The sequence below is a fragment of the uncultured Campylobacter sp. genome (assembly GCF_938017705.1).
In the GTDB taxonomy this organism is placed as follows: Bacteria; Campylobacterota; Campylobacteria; order Campylobacterales; family Campylobacteraceae; genus Campylobacter_B.
Window position 1 is genome coordinate 1 of record NZ_CALIIS010000037.1, and the last position, 19,486, is coordinate 19,486.

Here is a 19,486-nt window from a genome sequence, read left to right on the forward strand (position 1 = left end):
TACTATTACGGTGTTTCCTTTATTGCCGAATAGCTCAGTAGCGCCCGCAGCCTTGTTGGAATTTTGATTTTGCATTAGCTCGCTTTGATCGAAGTTGGGATCTATCCAAGAACGAGTTAATGTGCCTTTCTGCATGATTAAATTCTTACTGTTTTCGACCTCGATCGTGGTGCCGGTGATTTGATAGTGGTCTTTGTCGGTAATCGTATAAATTTGATTATCTTGCACGGTTTGTGCGGCTCTAGTAATCGTGCCGCCGCCTGAATTATGTATCAGATAGTACTTTCCTTCGCCGAGATCTGATTTTATACCCTCTATCTTTGTGCCGTTTAAATTCGTATTGCCGCCAGTGGTTAGAGTAAGCGGCGCATCGGCTTGGGTAGTGGAATATAGATCATGAAAATTTATAGAGCCGAAATTTTTAATGTCTTTAGCTTTTTTAATGCCGCCGCCGACCCAATTTTCTATATGTAAGGTATTAGTTTTATCCGTAGGCTTATTGCTGCCGTAGATTGTACCGCTTATAGTGCCGCCTCTAAAATTTACGTTGCTATTCTCGACGCTGCCGCTTGTAGCGTAGCCCGCAAAGACGTCTCCTGCTATCGTCGTTCTTTCTTTATTGATATAAACGACTGCGTTTTTGACGCTTCCTGCACGTGCGCCATAGACATTGCCGCCTACGTGCACGCCTTTGTTGGAGTCTGACGCTCCTAGAGTAACTCTATCGCCGTCCGATTCGCCTGCAATGCTGTTTGCTGCCGCGACATCGCCTTTTACTGTACCTTTTATAAGATCAACTACGCTTCGCGAGCTTGAGGCGCCGCCCAAAGAGCCTGTGACGCTGCCTACGATTGCATCGTCGTTGTTGATTTCTACGCGATTTGCGCTCATTACGCTAGCGCTATTTGCTTGGCCGCCTGCTACTTGGTAATTTTGCGCTTTTAGCTTTGCGCTTATGGATACGGAGTTTGCGTTAGAGTTTCCGCTTCCGCTCGCTGCGCCCCAAATTCTACCACTACCGCTTAAAGTAATAGTGCTTGTGCCGCCGTAATAAGGCGCCGTTATATTGACGCTATTAGAGTTACTTTGCCCTGTGGAGGATTGAGCGCCGAATATGTCGAAGTCTCCCTTAAACGTGCCGCCTTTGATAGTTATTCTATTTGATACGGCATCACCGCCGCCGCTTACTATACCGCCCACGATTACATTCGTAACGGAGCCGTTGCCGATAGTGCCTCCGTCGATCGTTACGGCGTTAGAGGAAGCTTTTTTGTCCGCTCCACTTCTGCCGCCGATGATATTGTAATGTCTATTTGAGCTACCGCCGAAGTTATTGGCATTTCCCGTGATTTCGGCGCCGTATTTTACAAAAACCTGATTTCGCGTCGCTTCGCCTTCGTTCCCCGTTTTAGACGCCGCTATGCCTTGTCCGCCCACGACCAAATTGACCTTAGAGCCGTTTTCTAAGCTCACATAATTATCCGATACACCCTTGGCTTCGGCACCTATTGCGATACCTACGTAAGCGTTTGCGCCTCTAATCGTAAGTCTATTGTTGGAAGCAGAGTTTAACTCGGTAAAGCCAGCGATCCCGTCGCCGCTTCCTCCGCCGTAAATCACGCTGCCGGAGTAATCCGTCCCGCCGCTTGCAACGCCCGTAATCGTCGTAATATTGCCATTTGGGCTGGTGCTTCCGCTGCCGCTAGTATTGCCGCTAAATCCCGCCGAATAGAGGTTATTATGGGTATGGATAAGCGGCGGATTAGAATCTGCATTGCAAAGTGCTTGTGCGGGCGCTAGTGCGAGCACCGCTGTGAGGCTAAGCATAGAGGAGCAGATGGATTTTTTCATATATTGATCCTTTAAAATTCATAAAGTTTGCGATTATACATAAAAATAGATCAGTTTGCAATATGAAATTTAAAGAAGCACTGGTTGGTCTTTGACAGAGGGAGCTGCGTTTGTAATTTCAAGTAGTAAAAATTTACTCTTTGCGCAGAATAAATTCTTGACTGTAAAATTTACCCCTTTTTAGAGGGGGCATTTTGAGCGGATTGCAAGTGGTAAAAAATCCTAGCAAGAGGATTTTTAGTAAAATTTGAAATAATAAAAATCTAAGCTAAATTTATTTTAGCAATTCCAAGCTGCCATGGAATTTATGCAGGGTAAATTTTTAAACGAGCGGAATTTTTTATAAATGCCGTTTCGCCCGCGAAAAAGCTTTTTTGAAAAATTTAAACGAGCAAGATTGCGCGATAAATTTTATGTGATCCCTGCTGCAAGAGCTAAAGCATAGCAAGCAGAAGATAAAATTTACGTGATAAATCTTGCGTAATAAATTTTAAAATGAGCCGCAAATCCTACAAGAAGCTGTAAATTCCATCTAGCAAGAAATATCTTTTATCCGCAGCGCCGTGATAAAATGGATTAAAAGTCCCTTCGTATGCCTTTTCAAAAAAGCCCTCTTTGCTTAGCTTTATAAGCTCTGCATTGACAAAATCCAGTAGCTCTTTATTACCTTTCTGCACGCCAATACCCATGAAATCAGGCTTACCTAGCGTTTTAAGCGGCACTTCTACCTCGCTATCGACTACTGGATATGCCATTGCGATTAGATTATCGGTCGCGTAGGCGTCCACGTCGCCGTCTTTTAGCATGCGGTAGCACTCTCTGGCGATCTTGCAAAATGTAAAATTTTCAAAGCCTTCTTGTTTAAAAAATGCCTCGCCTGTACCGCCGCTTTCAAGTAAAATTCTTTTCTCTCGCAGATCGGCTAAGGATTTTATTCTATCGGTCTTGCGGGTTAAAACTCCAAGATTTACCGAAAAATACGGTGTTGAAAAATCGATCTGCTGCGCGCGTTCAGGCGTAATGGTAATCGTAGCGATGACGATATCTACGCGGTTATTTACTAGTGCTGGAATTCTATCCTCGACCTTCATCGGTACAAGCTCGATTCTGCCGCCTTTTTCGCCGAAAAGATCATTTGCTATGGCCTGTGCCATCGTAACTTCAAAGCCCTCGAAAGTTCCATCGTTCAGCTCGCTAAAAGGAGGCTGTCCGTCGTAAACGCCGATGCGAACGACGCCTTTTGATCTGATCTGTTCCAAACTATCGGCGAAAGCAACGATAAATGGTAGCAACATTGCAAGAAGCAATTTCATGGCAAATCCTTAAATTTAATCTCTTTTCCGCCTTCAAACAAAGCGGGAAATTTTATTTATTAAAATTCTAAAAGCCGGACTCAAAATTTAAAGCAAGCCCTTAGAGCATATTATAAATTCCATCTAGCAGAAAATATTTCTTATCTGCCGTACCGCGATAGAATGGATCAAAGCTTTGCTCGTAGGCCTTTTTGAAAAAGCCCTCTTTGCTTAGCTTGATGAGCTCTGCATTGACGAAATCAAGTAGTTCTTTATTATCTTTCTGCACGCCGATGCCGATGAAATCGCTAGGGCCTAGGTTTTTAAACGGCACTTCCAAAGTATCATCGATGACGGAATATGCAAGCACTATGAGATTGTCGTTTATATAGCCGTCCGCATCGCCATTTCGAATCATTTCGTAGCATTCCTTAGCCGAAGCGCAATGGCCTAAATTTTTAAATCCCTTGGTTTTGAAAAATTTCTCGGCTACCGTCGCGTCGCCTTCGAATGCGATCTTTTTATCATGAAGCTGCGCGATATCGGTAAAAGCGTCGGCTTTGCGCGTTAATACGCCTAAATTTGCGGAGAGGTAGGGGAGGGAGAAATCGATCTTTCTTTTTCGTTCGTTGGTGATGCTAAATAGACCGATAACTAAATCAAGCTTATTTGCCTCTAAAAATGGAATTCTATCATTTACGCTTAACGGGATGAACTCGATTTTGCCCTCTTTTTTGCCGAAAATTTCTTTAGCAATAGCGTTTGCAAGATCGATTTCAAATCCTTCAAATTTGCCGCCATTAGACTCGCAAAGCGGCGGATGGGCGTCGCGCACTCCGATGCGAATGACGCCGTTTTGTCTGATTTGATCTAGGCTATCGGCAAAAAGCGCCGCACAAAATAGAGCCGCTATAAAAAGTAGTTTCATTTTATGTCCTTAAAATGGGATTTCGCATATTATCCGCTTATCATAAATGACGTTTTAGTCGAAGCCGTTAGATAAAACACTGCTAAATTTCGTCCTAAAATATGGCATAGAGCCCATCTAGTAAGAAATATTTTTTATCTGCAGCGCCTTGATAAAATGGCTTGAAAGTTTCATCGTAAGAACGTTCGAAAAAGCCCTGCTTGCTAAGTGTAACAAGCTCTTTATTTATCAGATCAAGCAGTTCGGTATTGCCTTTGCGCACCCCGATGCCTAAGAATTCCGGATTACCTAGATTTTGGATTGCTACTTCTAAGTTATCATCGATAATGGAATAAGCTAGCACGATGAGATTATCGTTAACGTAAGCATCGGCTTTGCCTTGCTTAAGCATATCGTAGCATTCGGTAGTAATGGAGCAATGGATTAGATTGTGGATTTTATTTTTATACAAAAAATTTTCTGCCGTAGTCCCGCTACCCTCTACTAGGACCTTTTTGTTTGAAAGATCGTCTATACTTTTGATGCCGTCGCTTTTACGTGTCAAAACTCCCAAACTCATCGAAAAATATGGATAAGAAAAGTCGATTTGCCTTTTTCTATCTTGCGTTATCGTGATGGTCGCGACTGCAAGATCTACCTTATCGTTTTGTAATGCAGAGATCCTATCGCTGGCGTTTAGAGGGACGAACTCGACCCTACCGCGCTTATCACCGAATATGCTCTTAGCTATAGCATCTGCAAGGTTGATTTCAAAGCCTTCGAAATTACCACTTTTTTCATCACTAAAAGGTGGCCTACCATCACGAACACCGATTTTAACGACTCCGGCAGATCTGATCTGCTCCAAACTGCCCGCAAAAACACTGCTGCAAAGTGCAAAAATAATGCAAAAAAGTAGCTTCATAAACTATCCTTTTCTTAAATTTAATATTATCCCTTAGATATTGCGTGATTTTACCCTAAAATAGTTAAACATAACTTCAATTACATAATACGGATTGCTAAATCGGCAGTAAGTGAACGAGATTAGAATTTAAGAAGCGATAGATAAAATTTTATGAAGTGAAATTTAGCGGTAGCTAAATGTCGCGCAGGAAAGTATAGACTTTAATTAAAATTTATCTATCGTAATTTACAGCGCAGTTTTTGCAGTACCGACATATAATTTGATTTGGAATTTATCCATCATACCTGCTTGCTTTTCGAGCTGGAATTTTTACGTCTTGCCTACGTGCCGCATATTTCGCAATAAAATTTTAAAATTTGCTTGGGTTGAAATGCTGTTTTGTGTTATAGAATTTTGCGGTATTTTAAAACTATTTTTCGCCAACTTCTACGATTTTGCTTAGCACGTATTGTTCTAGCTCGCGTCTAGGCACGTCGTTTTTGAGCGCTTCGTTGTAGATGTTTTCGACTATGCGGCTGTATTTTTCGTAGGGGAAGTAGAGGAAATGGTTTGCCCAAGCGCGTTTGATAAGCTTATGCGTTAGCTTTTTTCTAGCCCACGCTTTGAAGCAATCAAAGCCGATAAAAACCGCCGACGTCGCTATGATCGTAAATAAAATGGAGAAGTGAAAGTCGATCTTTTCAAACATCGCGTGCGTCAGCGTTATCAAAAACATAACGCAGACGAATGCGAAGCAAGCGAAGATAACGTAGGATTTGCCGTAGTTAAATTTAAAATTTAGCTTCGAAGGATCGACGAGCATCCCGTCGTTAAACTCGGCGTTGGCTTCGAGCAGATCACGGAAAAGCACGGGTTTATGCGATACATGAAACATAATATCTAAAAGTCTATCTTTAAAATTTGATTTATCCATCGGAGCTCCTTCGATTTTTGCGGCATTATATCTTAAATTAAATTGTTATAAGATAAAATAGCGCGAAATTTCAAGGAGCGATTATGTTTGAAATCAGCGGAATGAGCGGCGACGAGATAGTTTATATTAATGGCAAGTTTTGCGCGGCGAGGGATGCGGCAATAAGCCCTTTTGATCGCGGTTTCGTGCTTGGAGACGGCATCTATGAGGTAGCCCCCGTGGTAAATTCTAAAATTTGCGACAGAGCGGATTTTTGGGAGCGCTTTGAGCGCAGCGCTGCGCAGATCGAGCTGAAAATTCCATATTCTCGCGAAAAATATGAGGAAATTTTATATGAGCTCATCGCGCAGGGCGGCGTAAAAGAGGGCGCTTTCTACACTCAGATCACAAGAGGTGCGGCGATGCGCGATTTTGACTACGTCCGCGGCATAGAGCCCAGCGTCTTTGCTTTTGTGTATCATACGCAAATTTTTGATAATCCGCTCGCAAAAGAGGGGATTGAGATCGTAAGTCTGCCCGAGATCCGCTGGCACAGGCGCGATATAAAATCGATCTCGCTTTTAGCTCAGTGCATCTTAAAGCACGAGGCTCACAAGGCGGGTGCTTATGAGTGCTTTTTGATCGAGGACGGGCTCGTTACCGAGTGTTCGAGCTCCAGCGCATTTATCATCAAAGATGACGTTCTGATCACGCGGCCGCTTTCAAACGATATACTGCCGGGCATCCGCCGCAAGGTGATCCTAGGTCTTGCCGAGCAGGCGGGGCTTAGCGTGCAGCAGCGGGCGTTTGGAATGAGCGAGGTTTATGAAGCCGATGAAGCCTTTATCAGCGCGGCGACGCTGATGGTGCTGCCGATCGTAAAAGCAGACGGCAGAGCGATCGGAGGCGGCACGGTCGGCAAATACGTACCGCGCCTGCGCGAGATGTACGCGGCACGGCTAAAAGCCGAAGCGGGACTGTAATAGGGCGGTCAAATTTAGCCCGTTAAATTTAAATTATGCGGGCTGATTAAATTTTGCTTTCTAGCTCCCCGGTTATGTGACCCAGCTCGCTTACTAATTCTAAAATCTCAGCCAGTTCGTATTGATGAGCATACGCCGTTCCGGTTGTCGGAGGTATGCTAAATAGCTCTGTTTCGAAGCGGTTCGGCGCGCCGTTTAGAAATAGGTAAAATTTATTATCCATAAATGCCGCACTGATGCTAAATTTATAATAGTATCGCTTCAGCTCATTTAGTCGCTCCATCAACGTAGGCGTCAATAGATAGCGAGCTTCGACCTTGTCGTCAGCAAACACGCGAAATTCGCTATTAAAAACGACGTTGTCCATTAGCTCCTTCTCGCCTAAAATTTTTGTATTTAGCTCGCGGCTCGCCAAGATGGTTTTGGCGTAAAATCTCTTGCCGAATTCGCATATCAGCACGCTGCCGTTAAAATCCATATACGCATCATATAAGCTCATCGCAAGCGAAGCTAGCTTCACATAGGTATTGTCTATGCCCAGATCGTAGTTCTTTTTGATTCTAATCGCCTCGCTAAGGCTAAATTTTACCCCATCCCATTCGCCTTTTATCTCATCTTCGCCGATAAAATCGGAGTTTGCAAAGATTCCCGCTCGCCTGAATTCCTTCGCGCTTATGCCGCGACCTGGCGAATAAGTAAGCTGCGGATACGCCTGTGAGATCGCCGTGCGCACCAAAACTTTTTTGTAAAACAGTTTATATTCATAAGCGGTGCCTGTAATGTCGTCGTAAATATAAGCAACGTAACAAATTAAAAGCACCGCGTAGATAAGATAGACTTCGATCATCTTGTAATCCGTATCGTCGTCTGTTTTAAATACCGCATCGATCGAAAACATCACTATAAATGGAAACAGATACAAAAATGCTATCTTGGCATAGATCATCACTACCTTGCAAATGCACTTTTTTTGTTTGGCTCTACTCAGCGCTATCGCCCTGTCTAATTGCATGCGTTTCCTTAAATTTTTTGATCCGAAATTTTATAAAATTCGTTCTCTTGATAAAATTTCACCACGGCTTCATCCGCGCTTGCGTTGCGCTGCAAATACCGCAGCAAGGGCTCCGCGCGCGTATATATTACCCCGAGCCCCGCAAGGCTCGTCGCGCGCGAAAGCGCCACATAGAGCTGCCCTTTGGCAAAGATCCTGTCGATGTCGCAGATGAGCTGCGGAATGCTCATGCCTTGGGATTTGTGGATCGTGATGGCGTATGCGAGCTTGAGTGGGAACTGATAATACCGCGCCAGCACGATCTGCTCGGCATCCGCGCCGCTCGCGGCGATCTCGCTTAGTTCGTATGTTTGCAGCCCCACGCGGCTTAGCACGCCGGAGGGCTTTTTTACGACCACGCTTTCGATCTCGCCGCTGGAGCTTTTTTCGATCTTTTCGACGACGCCTTGCTCGCCGTTAAAAAACTCGCCGCTTTTGTTTGCGGTAAACAGCACCTTTGCGCCCTCTTTCAGCGTCAGACTTTGCGGCGTATTTAGCGAGGCGATCCATTTTTGAATTTTCTGCTCGCTCACTCCGCTTTGCAGCGCTTCATAAACGCCCTCAAAGCTGCTCTGCGGTGCATTAAGCTTGGCTAGCCTGGAGTTGTTTATCGCATCTACTTCGGCGTTTCTACCCGAGATTATCGTGGCATCTGGTTCTGCTTGCGCGGCATCGATGAGCAAAGATCGCATCAGCTCCGCCGTCTGCTCGCTCGTGATGCCGAGCCGCAGCTCGCAAAGCAGGCGGTATAGCGCCGCATCCGCGGTGCGCTTGGAGCCTATCATCTCGACGTAAAAAAACTCGCACTGCCTCCACGCGTAGGAGCCGAAGGCGTAATCCGAGCCGCTAAATAGGCTCGCGCGCGGCGCGCTCTCGCCCTCTTTGCGCACCGGCGGAAGCTGATAAAAATCGCCCGTAACGAGCAGCCGTCCGTTAAATTTAGAATTTGAAATTCTAAGATAGATCATCTCGAAAAGCTCGGCGCCGATCATCGAAATTTCATCGATCACGATGAGATCTGTGAGGGCTAAAATTTTTCGTAGCTCGCTTAGTTTGCCGCTTTGTTTGCGATCGAAGCCCTTTAGCTCCTCGTGGTTTTTGCAAATGCCGAAGCGGAAGAAGCTATGCACGGTCACGCCGCCGATCTCTACGGCGCTGATGCCGGTGCTGCCGAGTACGATGACGAGCTTGCCGCGAGCGCGGTAATCTTCGATGAGCTCTTTTATTACGTAGCTTTTGCCCACGCCTGCGCCGCCCGTGATGAAAATATTGCGATCTTTTAGCTTTTGGATGATGAAATTTATCAAGTTTTTTCCTATTTTTTGGCAAAATTATAGCCAAAATTTTTTAAAAGGCATTTTGTTTGAAACGATTAGTATCTCTCATATTCTCCGCTTTAATCCTTGCAGGTTGTGGTAAAACCGTCCATAAGTTTATCCCGGAAAATCCCGCTGTTTTGGATCTCGAATACGCTCAAAACAGCGAGCGGCTGCCAGCTCCCGCTTCGGTGCAAAACATAAGCGGAAAAGCGTTTAAGAGCCGCTATTTTAAAATTTGGTTTGATGATGCGCCTATTAAAGCGGAAATCGATACGTTTTGGGGGCTTAATTACGCCAAGGGGCGCCATTTTGACGCCGCAGGCAGGATATACGACGATGCGATCTATCAAAGCATTCGTATAAACGCGAACGAAGAGGCGTTCGGGCTGATCTCCGAGCCCGCTATAACGGTAAAAAACGCACTGCTGCGAAATATCCCAAGCGATCTGCCGATTTTCGGCGATCCGAGCGAGCCGGGGGAGGGCGAGCCGTTTGATTACGCCGCAAATTCCGCCGTGAGCGTGGGCTATCCGCTGCTGCTGTCGCATTACAGCAGAGACGGCGCGTGGGCGTTCGTGCGCAACGACGGCGTGTGGAGCTGGATCAGAAGCGACGCGATAAAGCGCATCAGTCCGCAACAGGCGGATATCTACGCAAATTCTAAATTTATAACGATCCTGCGCGACGGCGCCGCCATTTATGACGAAAGCGGCGCTGAGCTTTTTAGGGCGCGCACCGGCACGATCCTGCCGTATGATTTTAGCGGCGAGCGCGATCTTGGCGGTACGCTCGGCGTGCAGAGCGTATTTAGCGGCGAAATTTTAACGCAGTTTGGCGGCAAAAGATATTTCGTCAGCGCGGAGGATGCGAGGCTTTGGCCCGCGCCGCTTGATGAGCAAAACTCAAAGATCGTAGCCGCTAGCCTGCTCGGGCAGAAATACGGCTGGGGTGGGTATAAATTTCTTCGCGATTGCTCGCTTATGACGAAAGACTTTTTGGCAAATTTCGGGCTGTGGCTGCCGCGAAATTCTAAGGCGCAATCGGGCCGTGGCAAGCGTTTTTCGCTGGCGGGGATGAGCGCGGATGAAAAGCTCGAGCTCATCGGCAAAAACGGCGTGGCGTATAAAACCCTGCTGTATATGCCCGGCCACGTGATGCTCTACGTAGGGCAGGTGGATGGCAAGCCTGCGGTGCTGCACGATATCTGGGGGCTTCGCACGATGGACGGCGGGCGCGCGATCATCGGGCGCACGGCGATTACGTCGCTTACTATCGGCTCGGATCGCGCGGACATCGCCGAGGATCGCCTGCTAATCTCGCGTATCAACGCGATGAGCGTGCTTTCGGGCGAGGATAACGCTATTTCGGACGATCGGTTCACTCCTGAGGATCCGAGCACTCTATCTGCGTATGCGAGCGGAAATTAGGCTGCTTGCGGGTATAAGAGCGAATTGAGCTTCGCTTAGCAGCCGTCGTTATAGTTTGCTTTTGCCGTTGGTGGAGTCGCTTGCTTGACGATGCTGCGGTGCGCGCAAGCGTAAATTTAAAATGGCGTTTTAAGTGCTGCGCCATTTTAAATTTAGCCTAGACGGCGAGCAAATTTAAAATTTCTGGTTTTAAATTTAGTCTAAATTTAAGTCTCAGGTCTTGCAGTCCTTAAAATTTCGGGAGAAATTTTAAAATTAGCCCGCAAGTCTGGTTAAAATTTTAAAGCGCTATCTAAATTTACGCTCCTACTTTAAAGCTCAATCGCGCGCCGCTCCCCTTAAAAGAACAAAAAATATCTCGGCGTCTTGCGTTTATACTTTAGATACTCCTGCCCGTAAGCTTGCTCGCAGTAGCGCTCCTCGCCCAGGACTACGAGATGATTATATACGGCAAAGGGCACTATCACTATGAGTAGCCACAGTGACGCCGAGGCGATACAAACGCCCGCCATGCCGAGAAAGAAAAAGAAGTACATCGGATTGCGCGATAGGCGGTAGATGCCGCCCTGTGCGGCTCTGTCCGCAGGAGCCGCCGCATAGTCGTAAAACGCCTTGATGAAGCCCGCAAAAGCCGCTACGTAGATCGCCGCTCCGATCCAAAACCACGCGCTGCCCGTCTTAAGCGGCACGAACACCGATAAAATAAGCAGCGCTACTTGCAGCAGCGAGCTTATGATCGCATTTCGCTTGTCCGCGAGCGTGTACCACGAGGTATCGGTGGCGCGTTTGCCGACCTCTTTGTAGATAAACATATACGCGAACTGTATCAGCACCATCGCAAATGAGGGTATCCAAGCGCCCGCTAGAGCAGGCTCAAGCGTCGTAAAAAATGAAATTTCCATGACCGCCTCCTTTGCTTTAAATTTTATCTCGCAGCTTTGTTTTCCCCTTGTTTGCTCGCCGCGGGTTTAAATTTTATTCCGTCTCGCGCTGTATATTCGGGTGCACTGCTTGCTCGGTACGCCGCGCGCGCGTTAGGGGTGCCGCTTCGGGCGGCATCGACGCCGCTCATTCGGGTATCGACGCGCCAAGCGCCGATGGGATCTACACTTTATGTGGGCAGCATCCGCACTTCAATGCGCCAAAAATGCGATAGTGCCGCTTGTTTTGACGATACGACGACGCCTGTTCGTCCGTATGACTAGACGATTTGTCTATCCGGTGCCGAAATAGGACGGATTGTCTATTCGGCGCAGATGTATCCGCCGCCTACTACACGATGAGTATTCGGCACGGATGCTGCCTGCTAGGTGTAGCACTGACGCCGTTCGTTTGGTGCCGCGCGCTATTTACCCTCTGGACTAAGTCCTTTTAAGATATAGCCGAATTCCGTATCGCTGAGCTCGTAATTCATAAATTTTTTATAAAATGCCTTCGTTTCGGCCTTTATGTCAATGTCGGGAAATAGCTCCGGCTGGATAGTTTTCGCCGCCCATAAAATTTGAAGCACCGTATCCGCGCCGTATCGATCCCAGTTGAAAACCCCGCGCGGATTGCCGTAAACGCGTCCGTTTTTGACCGCATCCGTGCCGCTGTAAACCGGGCTGGATTTGATCTTCTCTACCGCATCTTCGTTGTGATCGCCGCCTACGATTATGATCTGCGGGTTGCTCGCGATGATCTCCTCGGCGGTGATAGTCTTCATCGGGCCTTTTGTAGCGGTGATCGCATTCGTTCCGCCGGCCAGCTCTATCCACGAGTCAATCAGCGTGCCCTTGCCGTCGATCTTTAAAAGATCGCTTCCGCCTACGATGTGAAGGACGCGCGGGCGCTTATCGGGGCTTAAATTCGCGGTGCGGCTGCTAACCAAAGCGATATTTTTGTCTAAATTTGAGATCAGATCCTTCGCTCTTTGCGGCGCGTCGCCGCCTAGCATATCGCCGCACATCCTGATGCTGCGCCTCATCTGCTCGTAATCGCTAAAGCTCGCCTTTAAAACCGTAAAGCCTTGCTTAGCTAAATTTTCGCCCGCCAATGCGGTTGAGACGATGACTACGTCGGGGTTGCGGCTCATTAGCTCCTCCAAATTTACGTCGTTATTTTTTAGCAGTACTGGGATCTGCGCTAGGCGCGGATAAATTTTAAGAAACCATGCGTTTTTGCTGATGTTATCGGTGGTAGCGACGATCTTGTCCGCTCCTCCTAGGGCCAGTAAAATTTGATTGTTCGAGTGCCAGAGTGCCGCGATGCGCTCAACTTTTGCGGGGATTTTGACCTCAGCTCCGTCCATATCCTTGATAGTTCTAAGCTCTGCTGCGCTCGCAAAAAGCGCGCCCGCCAAAAGCAGTAGTAAAAATTTTTTCATTTTTTCTCCTAAAAGGTATTGAAATATACGCTGCGATATTACATAAAATCTCATTAAAATTGCGTAAATTTTAACCGCTGTCGCCGCGATTATTTATTATTTTTCAAAGTAAATTTTTATATAATCCATTTTAAATTTAGCATTTTTAAAGGAGAGAAAATGGATGAAATTTTGTATTTAATAGGCGCCGCCGCCGGGGTTTTAATCGCGCTTTTTATCATCGTGCCGCTGTTTTTTAGGCGCGTAGTGGAGACGAACGAAGTGCATATCGTCCAGAGCGCGCGCAAGACGACGAGCTATGGCAAAGATACCGGCAACGGCAACAGCTACTACGAATTCCCGAGCTGGGTGCCGGCGCTGGGCGTTACGAAGATCGTTTTGCCGGTCTCGGTCTTTAGCATCAAGATCGAGGATTATGAGGCGTATGATCTGGGCAGGCTTCCTTTCGTCGTCGATATTACAGCGTTTTTTAGGATCGTGGATTCAAATTTAGCCGCGCAACGCGTCAATAATTTTCAAGACCTTAATAATCAGCTCACAAACATCATTCAAGGCTCGATCCGCTCGATCCTTTCGAGTCGCGTGCTTGAGGATATCTTGCAGATCCGCTCCGAGCTCGGAGATGATTTTACCAAGGCTGTAAAGACGCAGCTGCAAAATTGGGGTATCGAGCCCGTCAAAAATATCGAGCTGATGGATATCCGCGATAGCAGCGGTAGCAAGGTTATCTTTAACATCATGGAGAAGAAAAAATCCCAGATCGAAAAGGAAAGCCGCGTCGAGGTCGCAAACAACACCAAGCTCGCTCAAATCGCCGAGATTGAAGCCGCGCAGGCAACCGAAGTGCGCCAGCAGGAAGCCAATAAGATGGTGGGCCTTAAGACCGTCGAAAACGAGCGAGAGGTCGCGATCTCAAAGGAGCAAGCCGAGCAGCTCATCAAGGATCAGCAAAAGATCACGCAGGAAAAGGCGATGGAGGTCGTGCGGGTAAACGACGTCAAGCAGGCCGAGATCAAAAAGCAAGTGGAGATCGTAAAAGCCGAGCAGGAGCAGCGCAAGATCGAGATCGACGCCGAAGCGCGCAAAAACGCCAAGATCCGCGACGCCGAAGCGATCAAGGAAAATCAAATTTTAGTAGCGCAGGGCGATAAAGAGAAGCAGTTTCTCGCCGCTGCGGCGCTTTTGGAGATGAAGGATAAAGAAGCGCAGGGCACGCTAAAGATAGGCTCCGCCGAGGCCGAGGCGCTTAGGCTAAAAGAGCTCGCGCCCGTAAACGCGCAGATCGAGCTCGCGCGCGAGATCGGCGAAAATCAGGGATACCAGACCTATCTCATTTCGATCAAACAGATCGAAGCGAACCGCGACATCGGCCTAGAGCAGGCCAAGGCGTTAAGCGCGGCGGATCTTAAGATCATCGCAAACGAAGGTAGCGTAGGCGAGGGGATGAGTAAATTCGGCGAAATTTTAAGCGCCAAGGGCGGCACGCAGCTAGCCGCGATGCTTGAAGCGCTAAATCAAAGCGAGGTCGGCAAAAAAGTGCTGGATAAAATTTCAGGCGCCAAGGAGGGGGATAAGTCCGAGTAATATTTGCAGCGCCTCGGGCGAGTAAAATTTTAAATTTATACGCTAACGGCGCTATGGAGGAAAGTAAATTCGAATAATCGCTAGCGGCACCGCGCGGGCGAGCAAATTTGAGCGGTCTGCCCGTCCGGGTGGTTTACCTACTCGTATCGGATAAAATTTAAGACGCTAGAGGAATTTTAAAGATTGTGAAATTTCAAATACTCGCGAAATTTTGAATTTCGCTGGAATTTAAAACGTCGTGAAATTTCAAAATGCCGCGGAATTTTAAATATTGCGGAATTTAAACGCCACATTTCAAACGCTCGTAAAATTTCAGGCTCTCGTGAGCGAGCATTAAAGACGGCGCGGTATCGCAAGTATTCGCAGGGTGCCGAAACTGCGGGTAAATTTTAAAAAATTGGCAAAGCAAGATTTAAAATTTAGGCGCGGGTGCATAGCGTTCACGCGAATTGCACTTAGTAGTTGTAGGTTTGCCGCCAAATGATTGAGCTTGCCGTTTATCGGTCAAATTTTGCCGCCTGCGAGGCTAAATTTATTCGGTTCGGATGAAATTTAAGAAGCGCGCGGCGTTGGCGGCAGCGCAAAATTTAACCCGTCTGCATAAAATTTTAAGGAGCACACGATGGCAAACGCCGTAAATTCCGCGCAGTACCAAGCGCGCATCAAGCAGGCGGAAACTCTTTTCGAGGGGCGAAATTTTACCCGGCGCCAAACGATAAATTTAAGCGGCGGATATGAGATCGTAAAGGACGCATATAGGCTCGGCGCGACAAGCTTCAGCGGCGGCGAATACACGCTGTTTGATGCTAGCAAAACGCAGATAAAAAGCTGGCGCTGTATAGACGATCGGGCGGAATTTTTTAGCCTAATCCGTCACGTAGACGGCAAATTTTACCTCGTTTTTCGTCAGGACTTATACGGCTATAGCGTGCTTGATCTAGCCTCAGCGCAGATCATGCGCTTCGTGCCGGACGTCTGGACGCTCGGCAAGGAGAGCTTTATCTTCAGCGGCGTGCACTATCTGCGGGGTTGGGACGCGCTGGCCGCGAGCGGCTGCTACTGGGGTGCTCCAAACGGCGTGCATTTGGTGAGCTTTGCCGAGCCGATGAGCGAAGAGCAGAGATATGTAGGTGTCTTAGACTGCATACAGGGCGGTTGCGACATCTACGAGCAGGCTGATTTCGCGGGCTTTGAGGGTAATGAACTGAGCCTAAAATGCTTTCGCGCGGACGCCTTGCGATATGAAAAAGTAAAAATTTCGCGCGAGCGCTACCGCGAATGGATGCGCGAAGCAAAACGGCTATAAGGCTTAAATTTACTAAATTTCGCGCTTAAATTTAAAGACTCGCAAAACGGTAAAATTTAATTACAAGCCGAAAAAAGCGGAATTCAGAGAGATCAAAGGGGCTGAAATAAGGGATACGGATGTTTTTTGAATACATTTTAATCGGCGCCTGCGTAGGCTTTATCAGCGGATTTTTCGGCATCGGCGGCGGCACGGTCGTGGTGCCCGTGATGATGCTCTTCGGCTACGACGTCAAGTACGCCATCGGCATCAGCATCATGCAGATGATCTTCAGCTCGATTTTCGGCTCGTTCGTAAATTTTAAAAGCAAAATGCTCGACGTCGCGCCGGCGCTGGTGCTGGGGCTCGGGGGCTTTTGTGGCGCGCTTAGCAGCGGCTTTATCGTAAGCTATTTCTCCTCAAAATTTCTACTTGGCACGCTCATTTTAGTGCAGATCATAAATTTAATCAAACTATTCAAAACCCCGACCGAGCCCACCGGCGAGCCCAACGAATCTAAAATTTTGCTCTTTATCGTGGGGCTGCTCGTCGGCGCCGTGGCGATCAGCGTGGGTATCGGCGGCGCGGTATTCGTGATGCCTATTTTGATCAGCTTTTTAAACTACGACATCAAAAAGGCCGTCAGTACGGGGCTATTTTTCGTGATATTTTCCTCAAGCGCGGGCTTTATTAGTCTTGCCGCGCACGGGCTCGTACACTACGAAATCGGCGCGTTGCTCGGCATCGGCTCGCTAGCGGGTGTTTACGCGGGCGTCAAAACCTCGCACAAGATCGGCAAAAAGGCTCAAAAGCGCTGGATGATCGCGCTTATCGTCACGATACTTTGTATAACGATAGATAAATTTTTAGACTTAGGACTTTTGGCACGGCTTGGATTTTGGGTTTCGGATCTTTTGGCTAGTTTTTAAGATTTCTAAATTTAGTCAAACATCGGCGTTTAAAACCGCTCTTTGGAGCGAAATTTACCGATTAAATTTGAGGACTTTAACGCAAAATAGCTTTTTTGCTTGCGTATTTTGATCACAGCTAAAATTTGGGTAGTAAAATTTTATCCTGAATTTGACGGATTTGCAGACGAAGTGAAAATTTAACTCGCTAAATCTCCAAATTTGTCCGACTTTCTACTTTAAATTTTACTCTCGTTTTCGGCGTTTTTAGCAAGCGCTCCTTTAAATTTATATTTAAAATAAAACGTCCACGCAAGCGGGCAAAGGATATTTAAAACCATTGTAGTGTAATTTCCTTGCGTATTAAAAACTATCCATATCGAGGCGGAGAAACTAATCAGATAAACGACCGTGTATGCGATCGGTAGGAAACTTTTTAACTCAATCGTTATTACTAGAACATAAGCGCAAATCGCAACTAAAGATGCGATAAAAAAGCCGACGAATACCCCTTCTTTTTGGCGGTCTATATGAGCGTCAAAATAGCCATAAATACAGCCTATAAGTATAAAAATAGCGAGCACCAGCCAGATAAATTTGAGCCAGCGCGCAAAAGAAGCCCTAAATAGCATATAGGAGCAAAATACTAAAAAATACGCATTTATGATAAAGTGGTAAAACATTAAAAAGAAGCCGTGGCCCAGAAAACCCCAGTCGTAACCGAGGCCAAATATTGCGTTATTTATCAGCCAAAACGCGCCGGATCTAGCCGCTAAAAACGTAGCCGTAAGTAAAATCGGATATAGCAAGACCTTACCCGCGAAAATATCTGTGCAGACGCATCTGAAAAAATTTACGATTTTTGGCATTTTAGCTCCTAGATTTGCGCTTTGATGCAAAGTAAAATTTACTCCGTTAAATTTTACGCTCGGATTTTACTGCGTTTGTTTAAATAAATTCGTCAAACTTAAAGACGTGCTAGCTTGGCGCAGCGCTGCTACAAGCGTAAATTTTACTTTGAAAATATACAGCGCGCGATGAGAGGATGGTGGTGTTTTTAGGGGCTGGTTTACTTGCAGTTGCGAGGCAGTGCTGAAGCAAAGGAAGGCGACGCTTCGCAAGTAGAACCCCTTCCACCCCCAAGAGAAAAGCTTAAAATTTAAGAATGTCTGAAAGCCTGAATTTGGTAGATAGCCGCTCTTGCGAGTGAAATTTTAAAAATTCATCCAAATTTTGAGCTAGTTAAATTTTATAAACTGGGTGGCGCTGTATTTATAAGCAAAGCTCGCCGCCGTTAAAGCGAAATTTCAATGGCGATTTGTCTTTTAAGCGCTCAAATTTTGATAAAATTCGGCTCAGCGAAATCGGCAGAGAAAAGATCAAAATAAAGGAGATAAAATGGCGATAGACGGGGTAAAAATTATCGATAGCGACGATGGATACGATATATATTTGACTATCACAGAGCGTTACAAGGACGGCGAAGATGTTGAAACTATCCTGCAAGATGTTTTGGCGCAGGCGGAGAATTTCTGCACCGATGAGCTTTATAGCGAGATTTATTGGACGGCCCTGGCGTATTCGCTTTGGAAGATCGGTTTTTTAAACGACGAAATCCGCGACAAAGCCCTTGCTATCATAAAAGGCGGCGCGAGCCAGATGTGGAATAAGGTCTTTGAAAAATCTCAAAAGAGCCGCCAAAAAGCGCTTGACAAATTGGCGCTTCAGCTAAAAAGCGAAAACCCTAGACCGCTTAAACGGCCCAAAATTTCGAAGCAAAAAACGCCGTATTTTGAGGAGGGCGACGTTTTGTTTATCCGGATGCGTCAGGGATACGGCGTTTGCTTTGTCTCGGCGGTAGGTCAAAGAAAGCTCGAGTATCATCTGGCCTGCACCAGACTGCTGCAAAAAGAGCCGCCCGGCATGGATGATTTTTTAAAAAGCAAGATCGCGAGCTCAAAAAACGGCGGCTTCCTTAGAACGGACTGCTGGTTTAATCATAAGGATTTAAAGGAGCTGCTGCCGCATCTCAAAAAGATCGGTAAAATAAAACTCGCTTCGTTTGCATTAGGAATGCTCGCTCCTGCGAGAAATTTGGAATATTTTTATGATGAGATCACTGCGGATCCCAAAGTGTGGGGCTTTGAGCTAATAGATACCGCCCGTTTCGTAGAGGCTGTGATCGAGGATACGGATAAAAGCGCCGCGCGGTAAATTTTAAAATTTAAAATTTAACCTTGGCGAAATTTTGTAAATTTAGCCCTTTGCGGTGGAATTTTGTAAATTTAACTCTCCGTGCGCGCTTTGCTTTTTAAAATTTCATCGCCGTTTGCACTATTTAAAATTTCATCACTGCTTGCGATGTCTTTCGCGAGCGATTTTTGAAATTCGTATTTGAAATAAAACGCCCACGCGAGCGGACAAAGGATTATTAAAATGACGGCTACGATGTCGGCGGCTTGCGCATGAAATATTAGAAATAAGGCACCTATGTAATTAAGAACATAAGCAAAACCGAAAAATACCGCATTTGAGCAGTCGTTTGATATTTCGATCGCGACCGAATAGATGCAAATGCAAATTAGCGAGGCGATCAAAAAGGCTTCAAGGACGCCTATTTTTTTGGTAGTTTATGTCTGAAGCAAAATAACCCAGCGCGCGGAAATTCTATCTCGGAGAAAATTTCAGCCTTTG

17 protein-coding genes are annotated in these 19,486 nt (G+C 46.6%); 6 read left to right on the forward strand and 11 right to left on the reverse strand.

Annotated elements, in window-relative coordinates:
* The 5 genes from Q0605_RS01830 to Q0605_RS01850 all read right to left on the reverse strand — a co-directional run.
* Nucleotides 1-1,851 (reverse strand): hypothetical protein (locus Q0605_RS01830; protein WP_298703695.1); only part of this gene is annotated, 1,851 nt, incomplete at its 3' end.
* A 509-nt stretch (nucleotides 1,852-2,360) separates the two neighbouring features.
* Complete coding sequence (locus Q0605_RS01835) at nucleotides 2,361-3,164, reverse strand: transporter substrate-binding domain-containing protein (protein WP_298703697.1); 804 nt, start codon at nucleotides 3,162-3,164, stop codon at nucleotides 2,361-2,363.
* Between the two features lie 100 nt (nucleotides 3,165-3,264).
* Nucleotides 3,265-4,071, reverse strand: coding sequence for a transporter substrate-binding domain-containing protein (locus Q0605_RS01840; RefSeq protein WP_298703699.1), 807 nt, complete (start codon nucleotides 4,069-4,071; stop codon nucleotides 3,265-3,267).
* 94 nt (nucleotides 4,072-4,165) lie between these two features.
* Nucleotides 4,166-4,975 (reverse strand): transporter substrate-binding domain-containing protein, encoded by an 810-nt coding sequence (locus tag Q0605_RS01845; RefSeq protein WP_297893824.1) that lies wholly within the window; start codon nucleotides 4,973-4,975, stop codon nucleotides 4,166-4,168.
* Between the two features lie 412 nt (nucleotides 4,976-5,387).
* On the reverse strand, nucleotides 5,388-5,891 hold the full coding sequence (locus tag Q0605_RS01850) for a hypothetical protein (protein WP_298703701.1): 504 nt from the start codon (nucleotides 5,889-5,891) through the stop codon (nucleotides 5,388-5,390).
* Nucleotides 5,892-5,974: 83 nt separating this feature from the next.
* Between Q0605_RS01850 and Q0605_RS01855 the strand changes: the two genes are divergently transcribed.
* Nucleotides 5,975-6,853, forward strand: coding sequence for an aminotransferase class IV (locus Q0605_RS01855; RefSeq protein WP_298703703.1), 879 nt, complete (start codon nucleotides 5,975-5,977; stop codon nucleotides 6,851-6,853).
* 46 nt (nucleotides 6,854-6,899) lie between these two features.
* Here Q0605_RS01855 and Q0605_RS01860 read toward each other — a convergent pair whose 3' ends face one another.
* Nucleotides 6,900-7,865, reverse strand: a complete 966-nt coding sequence (locus tag Q0605_RS01860) for a DUF3137 domain-containing protein (protein ID WP_298703705.1) — start codon at nucleotides 7,863-7,865, stop codon at nucleotides 6,900-6,902.
* Nucleotides 7,866-7,873: 8 nt separating this feature from the next.
* On the reverse strand, nucleotides 7,874-9,211 hold the full coding sequence (locus tag Q0605_RS01865) for an AAA family ATPase (RefSeq protein WP_298703706.1): 1,338 nt from the start codon (nucleotides 9,209-9,211) through the stop codon (nucleotides 7,874-7,876).
* A gap of 56 nt (nucleotides 9,212-9,267) precedes the next feature.
* Here Q0605_RS01865 and Q0605_RS01870 point away from each other — a divergent pair, with 56 nt between their 5' ends.
* A complete protein-coding gene (locus tag Q0605_RS01870) occupies nucleotides 9,268-10,650 on the forward strand; it encodes an SH3 domain-containing C40 family peptidase (protein WP_298703708.1) in 1,383 nt (460 codons plus the stop codon).
* Nucleotides 10,651-10,988: 338 nt separating this feature from the next.
* On the opposite strand, the gene Q0605_RS01875 is transcribed toward Q0605_RS01870, so the two are convergent.
* Together Q0605_RS01875 and Q0605_RS01880 are read right to left on the reverse strand one after the other, a co-directional pair.
* Nucleotides 10,989-11,552 carry an isoprenylcysteine carboxylmethyltransferase family protein gene (locus Q0605_RS01875; protein WP_298703710.1) on the reverse strand — a complete coding sequence of 188 codons (564 nt, stop codon included), beginning with the start codon at nucleotides 11,550-11,552 and terminating at the stop codon, nucleotides 10,989-10,991.
* Between the two features lie 443 nt (nucleotides 11,553-11,995).
* Nucleotides 11,996-13,015 (reverse strand): ABC transporter substrate-binding protein, encoded by a 1,020-nt coding sequence (locus Q0605_RS01880; protein WP_298703712.1) that lies wholly within the window; start codon nucleotides 13,013-13,015, stop codon nucleotides 11,996-11,998.
* Nucleotides 13,016-13,174: 159 nt separating this feature from the next.
* On the opposite strand from Q0605_RS01880, the gene Q0605_RS01885 reads away from it, so the two are divergent.
* From Q0605_RS01885 to Q0605_RS01895, 3 genes are all read left to right on the forward strand, one after another.
* Nucleotides 13,175-14,599, forward strand: coding sequence for an SPFH domain-containing protein (locus tag Q0605_RS01885; protein WP_298703714.1), 1,425 nt, complete (start codon nucleotides 13,175-13,177; stop codon nucleotides 14,597-14,599).
* A 622-nt stretch (nucleotides 14,600-15,221) separates the two neighbouring features.
* Nucleotides 15,222-15,905 carry a hypothetical protein gene (locus tag Q0605_RS01890; protein WP_298703716.1) on the forward strand — a complete coding sequence of 228 codons (684 nt, stop codon included), beginning with the start codon at nucleotides 15,222-15,224 and terminating at the stop codon, nucleotides 15,903-15,905.
* Between the two features lie 119 nt (nucleotides 15,906-16,024).
* A complete protein-coding gene (locus tag Q0605_RS01895; protein ID WP_298703718.1) occupies nucleotides 16,025-16,813 on the forward strand; it encodes a sulfite exporter TauE/SafE family protein in 789 nt (262 codons plus the stop codon).
* A gap of 218 nt (nucleotides 16,814-17,031) precedes the next feature.
* On the opposite strand, the gene Q0605_RS01900 is transcribed toward Q0605_RS01895, so the two are convergent.
* Complete coding sequence (locus Q0605_RS01900) at nucleotides 17,032-17,661, reverse strand: hypothetical protein (RefSeq protein WP_298703720.1); 630 nt, start codon at nucleotides 17,659-17,661, stop codon at nucleotides 17,032-17,034.
* A gap of 529 nt (nucleotides 17,662-18,190) precedes the next feature.
* Between Q0605_RS01900 and Q0605_RS01905 the strand changes: the two genes are divergently transcribed.
* Complete coding sequence (locus Q0605_RS01905; protein ID WP_298703722.1) at nucleotides 18,191-19,006, forward strand: hypothetical protein; 816 nt, start codon at nucleotides 18,191-18,193, stop codon at nucleotides 19,004-19,006.
* Between the two features lie 71 nt (nucleotides 19,007-19,077).
* Here the strand turns inward: Q0605_RS01905 and Q0605_RS01910 are convergent, their stop codons facing one another.
* Complete coding sequence (locus Q0605_RS01910) at nucleotides 19,078-19,389, reverse strand: hypothetical protein (RefSeq protein WP_298703724.1); 312 nt, start codon at nucleotides 19,387-19,389, stop codon at nucleotides 19,078-19,080.
* Nucleotides 19,390-19,486 lie beyond the last annotated feature (97 nt).